A 13,191-nucleotide genomic window follows, 5' to 3' on the forward strand; every position below is an offset into this window, starting at 1 on the left:
AGGTGGCGCCTCGCCATGCCCTCCTCGCCCATAACCGCGAGCCCGGCCGCCGCCACCGCCTCCCGCGGCACCGGGCGCCCCGGGGCCACGCTCGCCGTCACCAGCGCGGCCACGACCGTCGCGCTCATGAACTACACCGTTCCGATGCTCGCGCTCCCCGATCTGACCGCCGACTTCGGCACCGCGACATCGGCGCAGGCATGGCTCCTCAACGGCGCCCCGCTCGGCCTCGCGGCCCTGCTGCTCGTCGCGGGCAGCCTCGCCGACGACTACGGCCGCCGCAGACTCTTCCTCGCGGGCACCCTCGGCCTCGCGCTCACCACCGGACTCGGCGCACTCGCCGGCTCCACACTCACCTTCACCCTCGCCCGGATCGCACAGGGCGCCTCCAGCGCCGCGATCATCGCCAGCAGCCTCGGACTCCTGGTGCACGCCTTCCCGGCCGGGCCGGGCCGCATCAGGGCCACCGGCGTCTGGGGAGCGTTCGTCAGCGCGGGAATCGCCACCGGGCCGCTGCTCGCCGGGGCGCTGGGTACGTACGGCTGGCAGCAGCCGTACGCCGTACTCGCCGCCGCCGCCCTCGTCATCGCGGTCCTCGCCTTCCGTACGCTCGGCGAATCCCGCGCGCCCCGCGGTGGCCGCCCCGACGTGGCGGGCGCGGTCGTACTGGGCCTGGCCATGACCGCGCTGCTCAGCGCGCTGACGCTGGGCCGCGACGGATGGCTGCGTACGCCCGTCGTCCTGCTGCTGGTGACCGCCGCCGTACTGACCGGCGTCTTCGCCGCCGTGGAACGGCGCGGCGGCGCCCCGCTGATCGAGCCGCGGCTGGTGGGCCGGCGGCCGTTCCAGGCGGCGACGTCCGGAGCGCTGTTCACGGGGCTGGCCGTGATCGGGCTGTTCAGCTACCTGCCCGCACTGCTCCAGCGGACGCTCGGCATCTCCCCGATGGGCGCGGCATGGCTGTTCGTGCTCTGGTCGGGCACGGCCTTCCTTGTCGCCCTCCAGGCCCGCCGTCTCGCGGGCCGTGTGGCCGCCCGCCACCAGCTCGCGCTCGGCTTCGCCCTGCACGCGGCGGGCGCCCTGTCGATGCTGGGCGCGGTCGGCGCCGGGTCATGGGCGCGGCTGCTGCCGGGGCTCTTCGTCGCGGGCGTGGGCAGCGGCCTGCTGAACGCCGCCCTGCCCCGCCTGTCCGTCGAGTCCGTGCCCCAGGAACGCGCGGCGATGGGCTCGGGCGCGAACAACACCGCCCGCTACATCGGCTCGGCGGCGGGAGTCGCCCTGATGATCGCGGTGGCGACCTCGGCGGACACCCCGGAGCACGGCACCGACCTGGCGATCCTGGTGTCGGCGGGCGTGACGTTGCTCGGGGCGGTGCTCGTACTGGCTTTGCGGGAGGGCGTGAAGGCGCGGAACTGAGCCGCCGCGTCCCTACCACGGGACCTCCCCCGCCTCTGTCCCGAACACACTCGGCCCCGGCGGACGTACAGCAGTACCGTGTGGACCATGCGCCCCGACATCCCTGCCGACCACACCACTGAAGCCGAGCGCCTGCTGCGCACAGCGGCCCAGTACCCCGAGGACCGCGAACCCCTGCTGCTCCAGGCCGCGGCCCACCTGGAACTGGCCGGCGCCCGCGACCGCGCCACCGGCCTCTACGACGATCTCCTCACCGGCGCCCCGGACCACCCCCACCTGGTGAAGGCGCTCAAGGCCGCGAACCTGTGGGAGTACGGCCACGAGGCGGAGGCCCGCGCGATCATCGAGGGCCTGCGCATCGCCGAACCGCTGGAGCCGGCGCCCTGGGAGATCGTGGCGGAGACGCTGGAGGCCCACGACGAACTCGAAGCGGCCCACGACTCCTACACCACGGCCCTGAACCTGCTCCTGACCCCGGGCGAGGAAGTCCCGTACTCCGCGGGCTCCCTTCTCCTCGGCCGCCACCGCCTGCGCCGGCTGCTGGGCCTGGAGCACGACGACTGGGACGCCCTCGGCGACCAGGTGAACAAGACGGCCGTCCCCCTCGACGAACTGCACGACCCCAAACGCCTCTGGGCCCTCGGCTCCGACAACCCGGCCGAACTCCAGGCCGAGATCGCCCGCCTGCGGGCCGAGTTGGGCTCGTACCGCTCGGCGCTCTCCCGCCCGTTCCCGGTCGCGGTCCTGCACTGGCCAGCCACGGAACTGACGGAACTCCTCACGGCGTACCCCGAGTTGCGCACCGAGTACCCCTCCCGCGAGGCACACCTCGCCCAACTGGAGTCCTCCCTGCGCGAACTGGCCGCCGGGGGCACCCCGAACCTGGGCATCGTGACGGGCACGGTCCCCTCCTACGAGGCCTTCGCCGCCTCCGAGGGCACCTCCCCCTCGGACCCGAACCTGCTCCCCCAGTACGCCACCACCCTCGCGGCCCGCGGCCGCGCCACGGCCTGGCCCCCAGCCCGCAACGCGTCGTGCTGGTGCGGGTCGGGGGTGGCGTACAGGGATTGCCACGGGGTGGGTTAGTCCGCGTCATTTTCATTGCCTCCCAGCCCAAACCGGGCGTGTTTCGAGACCCGGAATTCGCTCTCGGAGCACGCCTGGATGGCGGGGCCAGACGTAGATGAACCTTCCGCCCAGCGTCGGCCCCACCCCGCACAACTGACCACTTTTCAGGAACGGATTCCCCTATGTCCTTCCTTTGCAGTACGGTCACATTCCGTCCGCCGATTCGGGCCGCACCCTCCCCCACGCAGGCCCAAGCACTCTGTGTTCAAGGGAGCTTGCATGCCCTACCAGCCGTCTACTGACTGGCAGTTCGAGGTCCCAACGAGCGGCAGCAAGCGGCTACCTCCCGACTCGGGCTATGCCAACGCGCTGACCAACCAGGGGTACAGCTTCGAGGTAGCCATCGCCGACCTCATCGACAACTCCCTTGATGCGGGGGCGAGTAATGTCGTCGTCCACTTCCTGCGGGACGATGACCGACTGCTCAGTCTGCTCATTGTCGATGACGGCCGAGGGATGAACGACGCGGAGCTGGACGCCGCGATGACGGTGGGACGTCGGCGCGACTACGGCCCCGGCGCCCTCGGCATGTACGGCACAGGTCTGAAGGCAGCATCTCTCTCCCACGCGGGCGCTCTCACCCTCGTCAGCAAGACTAGGACGAGCCGGTCCGGCGGACGCCAGTTGACTGCCGCTTCTCTTGCCGACGGCTACCGCTGCGACACCGTTGCACCTGAGTACGCCCAGTCTCTGATCGACCGCTATGACGGCCTTATCCAATGGCATGGAACCGTCGTTCGCTGGGACCGGGTGCGCGCGTTCGAGACGGTCGAAGCCAGTCAGACTGACCAGTTCCTCTCTGAGGCGATGCACAAACTGGAAACCCACCTGGGGCTCTATCTGCACCGGTTTCTTGACCGAGGCGATCTCAACATTGACATAGTGGTGGAGGATGTCCACACTCGCGAGGAACTGGATCACAACCCAGTCGAGGCGCTCGACCCTTTCAACTACCGAGTGCCCGGAAAATCTGGATACCCGCGCGTCTTCACCGCGCCCGTTGAAGGAATTGGCCACCTCAAGATGGCCGCCCACATCTGGCCGGCCAAGTCGCCGCGTGCTGAGTACAAAATGATTGGGCCGCTCGCCGAACGCCAGGGTTTCTACTTCTACCGCAACGATCGCCTGGTGCAGGCAGGCGGCTGGAACGGGCAGCGAGGAAGTAGCGACACCCACCTCAATCTGGCCCGGATCGCTCTTGACTTACCCTCTCAGCCCAACAGCGTCTTCAGCCTGGACGTGAAGAAGGTGGGAGTCACCGCGACCCCCGCTTTCGCCCGTGGCATCGAAAAGGCCGCAGACCATCAAGGGCGGAGCTTCTCTTCTTTCCTCAAAGATGCGCAAGCAGCCTATCGTGAGGGATCTTCACGAACCGAAGTGACCCGCAAATCCGTCATTCCACCAGGAAAAGGAATTGATCCAAGGATCAGGCGAGTCATCCAGGAAGAACTGTCAGCGAAACCCGGCGAAGACCCCATCACGGTCAGCTGGATTACGCTGCCCGCCCAGAAATTCTTTGAACTCGACCGAGATAACCGGGTAATTCAGCTCAACAAGCAGTACCGCAGCGCCTTTAATGCAGGACGCCGTGGCGGCTCAAACGATGCCCCCATAACGAAGACGCTTCTCTACTTGATGCTCGAAGAACTTTTCAGTTTCGCGCGCTGGGAGAAAAAGCGGAGCGACCAGGTCGATTACTGGAACAGGATCCTGATCGCCGCCGTGGAGGCACAGCGAGACCGCTTCGCCAACTGAAGGACGATCTGCCATGACTGACGCGCTTACGGAAATCCATACGGCAGCCCTCACTGGAATGCTTCGCGGCCCAAAGCCCTTCGCCAAGTGGGCCGCCCTCGTGGCCGAAGATGATTTCCCTGACATTGACCTCTCCGAAGACGCTTTCCGCAAGCACCTCGCCGAATTGGGTGGGAGCCTTAGCGCGCTGTGGAGCCGCAGGCTCACCAAGTGGGACTTCGAAGAGCAGCCCACGTGGTCAACCGCCTCGGCACGCACCAGTGAACGACGGTCCGACATATACAGACTGCTCGGCTTTGACGCGGAACTGCGGGCGGCACTAAACGAGACCGTTGAGGTCTCCAAGGAGCCCCGCCCAGCCGTCATCTGCTCTGACTTCACACCGTGGTACACACGTGAGCGTGCCGCATCAAAGGCCTTCTATTGGAACGCCTACGAGCGCGCGCTCCGCACCAAAGGGTGGTCTGAAGCCGCGATCGCAGGACTCGACGAAGCCAGTCGCGCAGTGGTGGAGCGGCTCACGAATCCCGAGCAGGAGGCCAGGCGACAGGCCAAGGGACTGGTCGTGGGCTACGTACAGTCAGGCAAGACGGCAAACTTCACCGGCGTGACGGCCAAGGCGATCGACGCAGGCTACCGCTTGGTGATCATCCTCAGCGGCACGCTTAATCTGCTGCGCGCACAGACTCAACGCCGCCTGGACAAGGAACTCATCGGCCAGGAGAACATCCTGCGCGGGGCTAATCCAGCCGACCCGGACAGTCTCGTGGGCATCGACTACATCGGCGACGATGAAGAGTGGCCCACGTTTCTTTCCCATGGACAGCGTCCGGCGGATCTAAACGCATTTAACATCGAACGGCTTACCACTCGGGACAGAGACTACAAGAGCCTATTCCAGGGCATTGGCATGCTGGAAGTCCAGAAAGCCAGCCGCGACTTGCCTCTATACCACCCGGCTAATCTGCATCAGGCGGATGCCCGCATCATGGTCGTAAAAAAGAACAAATCAGTACTCACCAATCTCGTCAAAGACCTCAAACAACTTCACGGACGGTTCGATGAACTACCCGTCCTGATCATCGATGATGAGTCCGACCAAGCATCGGTTAACACATCAAATCCCGATAAATGGAAATCAGGCCGAACTACGCGTACGGCAATCAATGGCTTGATTTCGCAGCTACTCGGGCTGCTGCCACGCGCCCAGTATGTCGGATATACCGCTACCCCTTTCGCCAACGTGTTCATCGACCCGAGTGATGCTGAGGATATTTTCCCGAGTGACTTCCTCATCTCGCTACCGCGTCCCGCTGGATACATGGGAGTTCAGGACTTCCATGACTTCGACTCCTCCGGGATCGCCAAAGAGACACACGTCCGTGACATTGTCGACAAATCCGGCGACCGCCTTCAAGAAGCTATGGATGCGTATGTGCTCGCCGGGGCTCTCAAACTCTTCCGTGCTGACCATGGAATTGATAGCAAACCCTTCCGCCATCACACCATGCTCGTCCACCAGTCTGTCAGGCAGGACGATCACGCGGACCTGGCCCAGCGCATCACCTCCATGTGGCACAACGCCGCTTACACAGGAGTCGAAGGTCACGCCCGTCTTGCCGCCTTACTCCACTCAGACTTCGAGGTCCATTCCTCCGCCACAGGACCTGCACCCTCCTCGTACGACGAGCTCAAACCATATGTTTTCCAGGCCCGCCAGAGAATCAACCGCGGAGGCAACCCGGTCATTGTGGTAAACGGCGACACGGACCGCTATTTCTCCCAGGTGGACCTGGATTTTGACCGGACACCCCACGTCTGGAAAATCCTGGTGGGTGGCACAAAGCTGTCTCGTGGATTCACCGTCGAGGGGCTGACAGTCACCTACTACCGCCGGACAACGCGGCAGGCTGACACGTTGATGCAGATGGGGCGCTGGTTCGGCTTCCGGCCGGGATACCGGGACTTGGTGCGTCTCTACATCGGTCGCGCCGAGCCGCTGACGAAGAACAAGACACTAGATCTGTACGAAGCTTTCGAAGCCGTCTGTCGTGATGAAGAGAACTTCCGTGCACAGTTGACGATGTACGCCGAACTGATTGATGGCGAGAAGCAATTGAGACCTGCGGAGATCCCTCCTCTGGTATCCCAGCACTTGCCAGGACTCAAGCCATCTAGCCGCAACAAAATGTTCAACGCCGAGCTGGTAGAGGTGCGTTCGCCAGGGCAATGGGTGGAACCGACCGCGTATCCAACGAGGGGCTCCGAACTTGAGGACAACACTAAGGAGTGGCTGCCGGCGTTGAAGGCCCTGAGTACGGACTTCACTGTCCTAGTCACTGTCTCCGATGCGGGCCGGGCAAACACGTCCTATCGAGCCAAGACGGCAGTCCTCAGTCACCAGAAGCTACTGGACATCATGAGCCGTCTCACATGGGGCCGACCAGATCTCTTCCAGCCCCACCTCGCTTATCTCAAGGACTCCAGTGACGCTGGCTGCGCAACTGACGATTGGGCACTGCTTGTTCCGCAGACCTCCGGACCCTCCAGCATCACGGCTAAAATCCTCGGGGCCCAGCCCCTAACGCTCGTGCAGCGTGGACGGAACGCCCGGGGGATCTTCAACCGCATTTCCGGCATGTCCCATCGCCAGTCAGCCGAGCGCATCGCCGGCCTGCACCCGCTCAGCGAGGACGACCCGGTGGCCACTCAACTCCATCGGCCCCGACGGGGAGCCATCCTTCTCTACCCCGTAGTTGACTCAACTCTGGGTACCCCCTCAGCTCTCGTGACCAACGGCAGCATCGACGCAGACAAGGTCGTCATGGCTGCCGCCTTTATTCCCGCTGCCGGACAGACGGGGAAGTCAGTACCCTTCGTTCGGTTCCGCACGAAGGACAAAACCCGGCGCGACAAGGCGATCGTCGAAGCATCCTGACCGGGGTAGCAACGGACCCTGTGGTCTATAGCAGAGAGTGAGTGATCTTCCGCATGCCCCGGCTTGTTCTTCAGCAGCCCGGAGAACTCTGCACGAACGCGGAGTCTGTTCCGGAGCACCTACTGCTGCGGCCCGAGGATGACTCCGAATTACAGTCAGTACTCGACTGGTTCAGAGATTATCCAGTTGGTTCGCTATATACCGAAGCTATCCGAAATGCGATCGATTACGTTCTCGACGGCGGCAGGACCGGCAGGTTCGACCTGCTGGCTCAGGATGTGCATCCTGGCGAAAGGGCGTCCGTCGGAGCCAAGCTGGAGTACGAAGTGCTGCGGGTCTTCGAGCTGCCTAAGATTCGGCCACTCGATACCATCATCTCCGGAGCACCTGTCGACATCAAAGCAACTGTTGGCGATAACTGGACCATTCCATCCGAGGCACACTGCCAATTGTGTATCTGCACACAGATACAACTCGGGAAAAATCGACACCGCTCTTGGCTCGTCCGTACTCATCGCTCCTGGCTTTACCGGGGAAAGGGAAACAATGACGGCAAACGGGGACTGGCGGTCGATGCTCGCGAAAAATGGAGCGTCCCCCTCTACGACTGGCAGGAACTACCCGTCAATCCGCTCCGTTATCTGACCGATGAGCAAGCTTCTCTGGTTCTGGCGAAGAAACCGGGGCAAGTAAAGCGCCTCGTGATGATGTTCCGCTTCCTGGAGGGCATGATTATTCCACGAAACGTCATCCTCACGGTCGGGGCGGGAAATGACGACCCCATGCGCAGGGCTCGCCAGGCAAGAGACGCTGCGGCAAAAGAAGGATTGACGCTGCTGTGCGGCGACTGGGTCGAGTCACGCGACCAAGCTGCGGCACGCAACATCACCCTCGGACCTGGAGAGTGGATCGCCGTGCGGGAAGACTCGCCGACTGAATCTAACTTTCAATGAGAACTCTTCGATTAACTGGCACTTACTCGGAAAGGAGGAAATATCTGTGTCCAAGCCCGCGGAATGGACCCCTCCGGAGGGGTCATGGGCGTCCTCCGCCGGCCGCCGCCGTAATATGCAGGCCATCAGGAGTCGCGATACCAAACCCGAGCAACTCATTCGCCGCCTAGTCCACGCACAGGGTCTCCGCTATCGCGTAGCCGCCCGGCCTTTGGCCGACCTCCGCCGGACGGCGGATCTCGTATTCCGTCCGGTGAAGGTCGCGGTATTCATTGACGGCTGCTACTGGCACGGATGCCCGGACCATTACGTGGCACCAAGAACTAACTCGGGATACTGGTCCGGCAAAGTGGCGGGCAACATTTCGCGTGATCGCGACACCAATCAGCAACTATCCGCGGCCGGCTGGACTGTGCTGCGGTTTTGGGAGCACGAGTCACCCGACGATTGCGCTCTCAAGATCACGACTACGGTGAGAAGGCTGCGCGCGAAGGAACTCTGAGGAGTCTGCGATATCGAAAAGCATGTCGCCCTCAGTGTTTTTCTCGTAGCTATCTTCAGGGATAGGACTCTTGGCGCCGGCCTCAAGCGCCCGAACGATTTGCCGTCCTACCGCCTCCGCCACGGGAGGCGGGAAGGCGTTCCCTACCTGCCGATAGGCTGCGGTCTTCAAGCCGGTAAATTTCCATTTCGCAGGAAATCCCTGGATAAGGGCAGCTTGCTCAACTGTAAGCTTCGGCCCTCTAGGCCCATAAAGATCGCGGCCAGGATCCGTCATCTTCTTGGAGGAATTTGCGACACCCATGCCGTCCACGCCGAGCTTTAGCCAGGCATTCTTAGCACGTGTAGGACCAAGGTCGGCCCCGCCGTGCTTCTTCGAGCCTCCGACCAGAGTTGGCGCTACACCCCTCTTAGCCATATCACGCCATTTCTTGAAAGCAGCCTTGCCTTCCGGCGTTTTTCCAAATCTTTTGCGCATCGAAGGCGTCAGAGCTTCAGCCACCGTCACCAGTTTTGCATCGGCCGGATTTGGCCAGACGAAATGACCAGCATAATCAGGAAGCATCGCAACGAGGATTGCCCTCGGACGGAGCTGGGGAACTCCAAAGTCACGGGCTTCCAGAAGCTCCCAGCCACAAATTACGTAGCCAGACTCCCGCAAGCGCCTTTTAATGTACGTTTCCCTGTACTCGTGAAACTTCTCCGCAGGCTCTAGAATACCCCGGACATTCTCAATCATGACAGCCTTGGGCTTCAGGCAATCGACAAGATCGAGCATGGTCGGAAACAAGTCGCGCTCATCGTCCTTGCCAAGCTGCCTACCAGCCGCAGAGAACGGCGGGCAGGGGACGCCGCCGGCGAGGAGATCGAGCGAAACTTCGGCATTCCCTTCATCCTGCAGGGCGAGCCGGGGCTTCAATTTCTTTTTCAGCTCATCCGGGGCGAGTTTCGTCAGGTCTTGTTCCATGACTTCACACCCTCCCCATTCTGCGTTGCCTTCGATGTTGTGCCTGAGCGTGGCGCAGGCATGCTTGTCAACTTCGATCAGCGCGAGGTGTTTGAACAACGCGTTGTGCAGCCCTACCGCCTGACCACCCGCGCCCGCGCAGATCTCAACCGAAGTGAACTTGCGTTCAGTGCTGGTCATGCACCCTCCTTGCGAACGTGCTTGGCGGCCACTCTTTGCAATCCGCCCTTACAGAGGGTGACATGTTCCACTGACAACGCGTCTCTCCCCTGCGCGGCACGACTCGTCGCGCCCTTAACTTCACTCACACCGCAGCGAACACGCATACGATATTGCCCATGCGTAGCCCTGCATGGACCCGGGATGAGTTGCTGCTGATCTGTTCGCGCCTCGTCGACAGTGACTGGCGCCAGCTCCGGGCCTACCAGGCGTCTACCAGGGAGCTTGCCGAGCTGCTGCGCTCGCTCCCTCTGCACCTTGGCGCCGCCCATGAGCTTCCTGAGTTCCGATCCGCTACCAGCGTCAGCCGCAAGAGCGCCGCCCTGATCACCAGCCGCCCAGGCTATACGGGACCAGCGACCAGAGGCGGCCAGCTCACCAGAGAGATCGCCGAAGCTTTCAGCGCACGCGAAGCAGAGATGATGCAAGCAGCACGTGCGCTTGAGGCAGGGATCAGCTCCGGTGCACTGGTCCAGATTCCGGAGCAGCCCGACGAGATGGGAGAAGACGGTTCCACGGCTCCGGAGGGGCGCCTTCTCGCCCGTTGGGCGATCTTCCGTGAACGCAACCCCCAGCTCCGGAAGCAGAAGATCGCTGAGAGCAAGAGACTTTGCCAGCCCCTTCAGTGCAGCGTGTGCGACTTCCACTTCGGCGAGATGTACGGGGCGCTGGGGGCGGACTACATCGAAGTGCACCACGTACTCCCCCTCCACGCGGCCGGCCCACGAGAGACACGCCTCGAAGATCTCGCCTTGCTGTGCGCGAACTGCCATCGCATGTGCCACAGAAGCCATCAGGGCACATCCTGGCGCACTCCTGATGCCTTGAGGCGAGTGATTGCCAGAGGAGACACGGCCGGCGACTCGCCGTAACGCTCCACTGGCAATGGAGCCGGGGGACATCAGGCGGCGTCAGCCTCGAAGTGCATCTGCGCTCGATCCAAGATCGCATCTGGATCGCCGCCTTGAGCACTCAGCCAGTGGAGCAGATCGGCGATGAGTTCCGTTGCCGATTCCTCCAGCACTGGCAGGCGGCTCACTCCCAGCGACGGTCTCCCGTCCATGGCGAGGCGGTAGTTCTCCATCACCGACATCGCACGCCGAACACGCAGACAATGGCCACCCACCGCTTGGATCGCAAACTCACACCACACCGCCTTGCCCGTGGCCGTCTGGGCAGTACCCCAGTTCGCCGACATTCCGGCCAGCAAGTGAAGACCCCGACCACACTCAGCACCACACTGCGGGTCGCGGACCGCCGGAACCGCGTGGCTCGTGTCATGGACCTCCACGCGAAGCACACCTTCCCGCGGTTCCATCACGAGCGCGGAAGGCACGCCTTCGCCCACGTGCTTGATCACGTTGCTTGCCAATTCCGTGACTGCCAACTGCACCTCGTCAGACAGAGCAGACATCCCCCACGAGGTGAGCTGATCCCGAACGGTCCGGCGAAGCAGCCGGATTCTCGTCGGCTCAGCCTTGAATGTCAGAACACAACGGAGACCATCTGCTGTGGCTTCATCGCTGCACATGGAGCACTCCTTCCTCTGCCACATCAGGACTTCGCGCCGCATCCATGCGGCTGCGCTGCGTAGCGGCTGAGCACGAGTATGCCACTGAGAAGTCTCTCAATGAAACTTCTCATGAGACTCTGACGAGTGAATCTCCCAGCACATCAACGTCGCTATGGTGCAACCCTGTTGGCTGACCCAGGCAATGACCACCCAGGATGCGAGGCGTCTCCCATGCCAGCGAAGACCACGACACGCCGCCGTCAGCTCGGCGCCATGATGCGCAAGCTTCGTGCGAGCAAGGGCATGACACTGGAGGAAGCAGGCCGACTGGTCGGAATCTCAAAGGCGACCGTCAGCCGCTATGAGACTCAGGAAGGACCGGTGAAATGGCCCATCGTGGATGCGCTCTGCCGCGAGTACGACGCGAGCGACGCAGAGCGCAATGCGGTTGTGGCCTTGGCCAAGGACGCCAAACAACAGGGCTGGTGGGGTCCGCTCAGCGACTCCATCCCAGCCGAGATGAGTCTGCTCCTGACGCTTGAAGACGAGGCCTCCCGTGAGGACCACTTCTCCTGCGTCTACGTGCCGGGGCTACTTCAGACCCGCAACTACACCATGGCGATCCAGCAGGCGAACGAGATGCGCCTCACTCAGCAGGAGGTCGAACACCTTGTAGATATCCGGATGAAGCGGCAGGAAATCCTCACCCGTGCCAAGCCGCCGCACCTCTGGGCGATCCTTGATGAGTCGGTGATCCGACGGGTAGTCGGCTCACGCGAAATCATGCGTGAGCAACTCAGCCACCTCCTGGAGGCCAACGAGTCTCCGGATATCACCCTTCAGATCCTCCCGTTCGCCAAGGGAGCCCACAGCGCCGCGCTGGGTAGTTTCGTGATCCTGGGCGGAGTGGAAGCATCGCTGGACGTCGTCTACGTCGACCTGCACATCGGCTCTCTGTTCATGGAGAAGGACGAGGAACTGAACCGATACAGACTTGCGTTCGACTACCTGCGCGCACAAGCGTTGGACATGTCCGCTTCATCGCTCATGATGGAGCGCGTTCGCGAGGAGATGTAATGGGTGTTCCGGTTACCGAGTCGGCAGAGGCAGTTGTGTGGTTCAAGTCCTCTTACAGCGGTGGCAACGCCACGGAGTGTGTCGAGGCTGCTCACCTCGCGCACGCCTTCGCTGTCAGAGACTCCAAGTGCCCAGCGGGCCCCTGCCTGGCTTTCAGCACAGGCTCATGGGGTGGCTTCATAGACGCGCTGCGTGAAGGCAGGATTGGATGACTTCGATAGCCTCGAAGACGCCTATGTCGGTCTCCTTCTATCGCTCGGTAGGTCCGACCAGTCCGCCACGTAGTCGGTCTTCGGCTCACCGGTGAAGCGCTTGCGCATCCCGGCGAGCCGCGTCTACCGAAAGCAGTAGTAGCCCTGGGCCTTCACCTATCGGGCCTACAGAACCGTTCAGCCTGGAGGAACACTCCCCATGACTTCGTCCCCCACCGAGTCCCAGTGGCGAAAGAGTAGCTACAGCAACGGAGCCGGCGGAGAGTGTGTTGAGGTCGCCGCCTTCACAGGGAACGTGGGCGTGCGTGACTCGAAAGTGCTCGACGGGGAGCGACTGGCCGTGCCACACAGCGCCTGGGCCGAATTTGTCACCGCTGTGCGGCACCAGGAACTCGGCTGATTGATCCCCACGGCACCTTCACTTACGCCAGTGAGTCTTGGATCGCCTCGAAGATGTCGGCGTCGGTCTCCTTCTGCCGGTCCGGGAGCTCGGACCAGTCCGCCACGTAGCC

Annotated in this window: 12 protein-coding genes; 10 read left to right on the forward strand and 2 right to left on the reverse strand. The window is 62.7% G+C overall.

Translation table 11 applies throughout. The features are described 5' to 3' along the window. Window positions 1–15: 15 nt before the first annotated feature. The 6 genes from SSPS47_RS11065 (at window position 16) to SSPS47_RS11090 (ending at window position 8,692) form a co-directional block, all read left to right on the forward strand. Window positions 16–1,416, forward strand: a complete 1,401-nt coding sequence (locus SSPS47_RS11065) for an MFS transporter (protein WP_164250672.1) — start codon at window positions 16–18, stop codon at window positions 1,414–1,416. Window positions 1,417–1,503: 87 nt separating this feature from the next. After that, complete coding sequence (locus tag SSPS47_RS11070; RefSeq protein ID WP_164250674.1) at window positions 1,504–2,502, forward strand: SEC-C domain-containing protein; 999 nt, start codon at window positions 1,504–1,506, stop codon at window positions 2,500–2,502. 261 nt (window positions 2,503–2,763) lie between these two features. Next, window positions 2,764–4,299 (forward strand): ATP-binding protein, encoded by a 1,536-nt coding sequence (locus tag SSPS47_RS11075; RefSeq protein WP_164250676.1) that lies wholly within the window; start codon window positions 2,764–2,766, stop codon window positions 4,297–4,299. A 13-nt stretch (window positions 4,300–4,312) separates the two neighbouring features. Continuing rightward, window positions 4,313–7,237 carry a Z1 domain-containing protein gene (locus SSPS47_RS11080; RefSeq protein WP_164250678.1) on the forward strand — a complete coding sequence of 975 codons (2,925 nt, stop codon included), beginning with the start codon at window positions 4,313–4,315 and terminating at the stop codon, window positions 7,235–7,237. Between the two features lie 41 nt (window positions 7,238–7,278). Further along, a complete protein-coding gene (locus tag SSPS47_RS11085; RefSeq protein ID WP_164250680.1) occupies window positions 7,279–8,190 on the forward strand; it encodes a NaeI family type II restriction endonuclease in 912 nt (303 codons plus the stop codon). Window positions 8,191–8,236: 46 nt separating this feature from the next. After that, on the forward strand, window positions 8,237–8,692 hold the full coding sequence (locus tag SSPS47_RS11090; RefSeq protein ID WP_164250682.1) for a very short patch repair endonuclease: 456 nt from the start codon (window positions 8,237–8,239) through the stop codon (window positions 8,690–8,692). On the opposite strand, the gene SSPS47_RS11095 is transcribed toward SSPS47_RS11090, so the two are convergent. Then, complete coding sequence (locus SSPS47_RS11095; protein WP_164250684.1) at window positions 8,627–9,838, reverse strand: DNA cytosine methyltransferase; 1,212 nt, start codon at window positions 9,836–9,838, stop codon at window positions 8,627–8,629. The two genes, SSPS47_RS11090 and SSPS47_RS11095, sit on opposite strands and share 66 nt — an antisense overlap. A 158-nt stretch (window positions 9,839–9,996) precedes the next feature. On the opposite strand from SSPS47_RS11095, the gene SSPS47_RS11100 reads away from it, so the two are divergent. Beyond that, complete coding sequence (locus tag SSPS47_RS11100) at window positions 9,997–10,749, forward strand: HNH endonuclease (protein WP_164250686.1); 753 nt, start codon at window positions 9,997–9,999, stop codon at window positions 10,747–10,749. Window positions 10,750–10,778: 29 nt separating this feature from the next. Here SSPS47_RS11100 and SSPS47_RS11105 read toward each other — a convergent pair whose 3' ends face one another. Beyond that, window positions 10,779–11,408 carry an ATP-binding protein gene (locus SSPS47_RS11105; protein ID WP_164250688.1) on the reverse strand — a complete coding sequence of 210 codons (630 nt, stop codon included), beginning with the start codon at window positions 11,406–11,408 and terminating at the stop codon, window positions 10,779–10,781. Between the two features lie 213 nt (window positions 11,409–11,621). Between SSPS47_RS11105 and SSPS47_RS11110 the strand changes: the two genes are divergently transcribed. The 3 genes from SSPS47_RS11110 to SSPS47_RS11120 all read left to right on the forward strand — a co-directional run bounded on the left by SSPS47_RS11110 (window position 11,622) and on the right by SSPS47_RS11120 (window position 13,079). Continuing rightward, window positions 11,622–12,467: a helix-turn-helix transcriptional regulator gene (locus SSPS47_RS11110; RefSeq protein ID WP_164250690.1), complete on the forward strand. Its 846-nt coding sequence runs from the start codon at window positions 11,622–11,624 to the stop codon at window positions 12,465–12,467. Next, a complete protein-coding gene (locus tag SSPS47_RS11115; RefSeq protein WP_164250692.1) occupies window positions 12,467–12,679 on the forward strand; it encodes a DUF397 domain-containing protein in 213 nt (70 codons plus the stop codon). Before SSPS47_RS11110 ends, SSPS47_RS11115 begins: the two co-directional genes overlap by 1 nt. A gap of 199 nt (window positions 12,680–12,878) precedes the next feature. Then, a complete protein-coding gene (locus SSPS47_RS11120) occupies window positions 12,879–13,079 on the forward strand; it encodes a DUF397 domain-containing protein (protein ID WP_164250693.1) in 201 nt (66 codons plus the stop codon). Window positions 13,080–13,191 lie beyond the last annotated feature (112 nt).

It is taken from the genome of Streptomyces sp. S4.7 (assembly GCF_010384365.1).
Lineage (GTDB): Bacteria > Actinomycetota > Actinomycetes > Streptomycetales > Streptomycetaceae > Streptomyces.

What these genes read in the sequence shown, in the direction of transcription:
- SSPS47_RS11075 (WP_164250676.1), top strand. Translation starts at nt 2,764, where the DNA reads ATGCCCTACCAGCCGTCTACTGACTGGCAGTTCGAGGTCCCAACGAGC.
- SSPS47_RS11095 (WP_164250684.1), bottom strand. Translation starts at nt 9,838, where the DNA reads ATGACCAGCACTGAACGCAAGTTCACTTCGGTTGAGATCTGCGCGGGC.
- SSPS47_RS11070 (WP_164250674.1), top strand. Translation starts at nt 1,504, where the DNA reads ATGCGCCCCGACATCCCTGCCGACCACACCACTGAAGCCGAGCGCCTG.
- SSPS47_RS11120 (WP_164250693.1), top strand. Translation starts at nt 12,879, where the DNA reads ATGACTTCGTCCCCCACCGAGTCCCAGTGGCGAAAGAGTAGCTACAGC.
- SSPS47_RS11105 (WP_164250688.1), bottom strand. Translation starts at nt 11,408, where the DNA reads ATGTGCAGCGATGAAGCCACAGCAGATGGTCTCCGTTGTGTTCTGACA.
- SSPS47_RS11065 (WP_164250672.1), top strand. Translation starts at nt 16, where the DNA reads ATGCCCTCCTCGCCCATAACCGCGAGCCCGGCCGCCGCCACCGCCTCC.
- SSPS47_RS11080 (WP_164250678.1), top strand. Translation starts at nt 4,313, where the DNA reads ATGACTGACGCGCTTACGGAAATCCATACGGCAGCCCTCACTGGAATG.
- SSPS47_RS11110 (WP_164250690.1), top strand. Translation starts at nt 11,622, where the DNA reads ATGCCAGCGAAGACCACGACACGCCGCCGTCAGCTCGGCGCCATGATG.
- SSPS47_RS11100 (WP_164250686.1), top strand. Translation starts at nt 9,997, where the DNA reads ATGCGTAGCCCTGCATGGACCCGGGATGAGTTGCTGCTGATCTGTTCG.
- SSPS47_RS11115 (WP_164250692.1), top strand. Translation starts at nt 12,467, where the DNA reads ATGGGTGTTCCGGTTACCGAGTCGGCAGAGGCAGTTGTGTGGTTCAAG.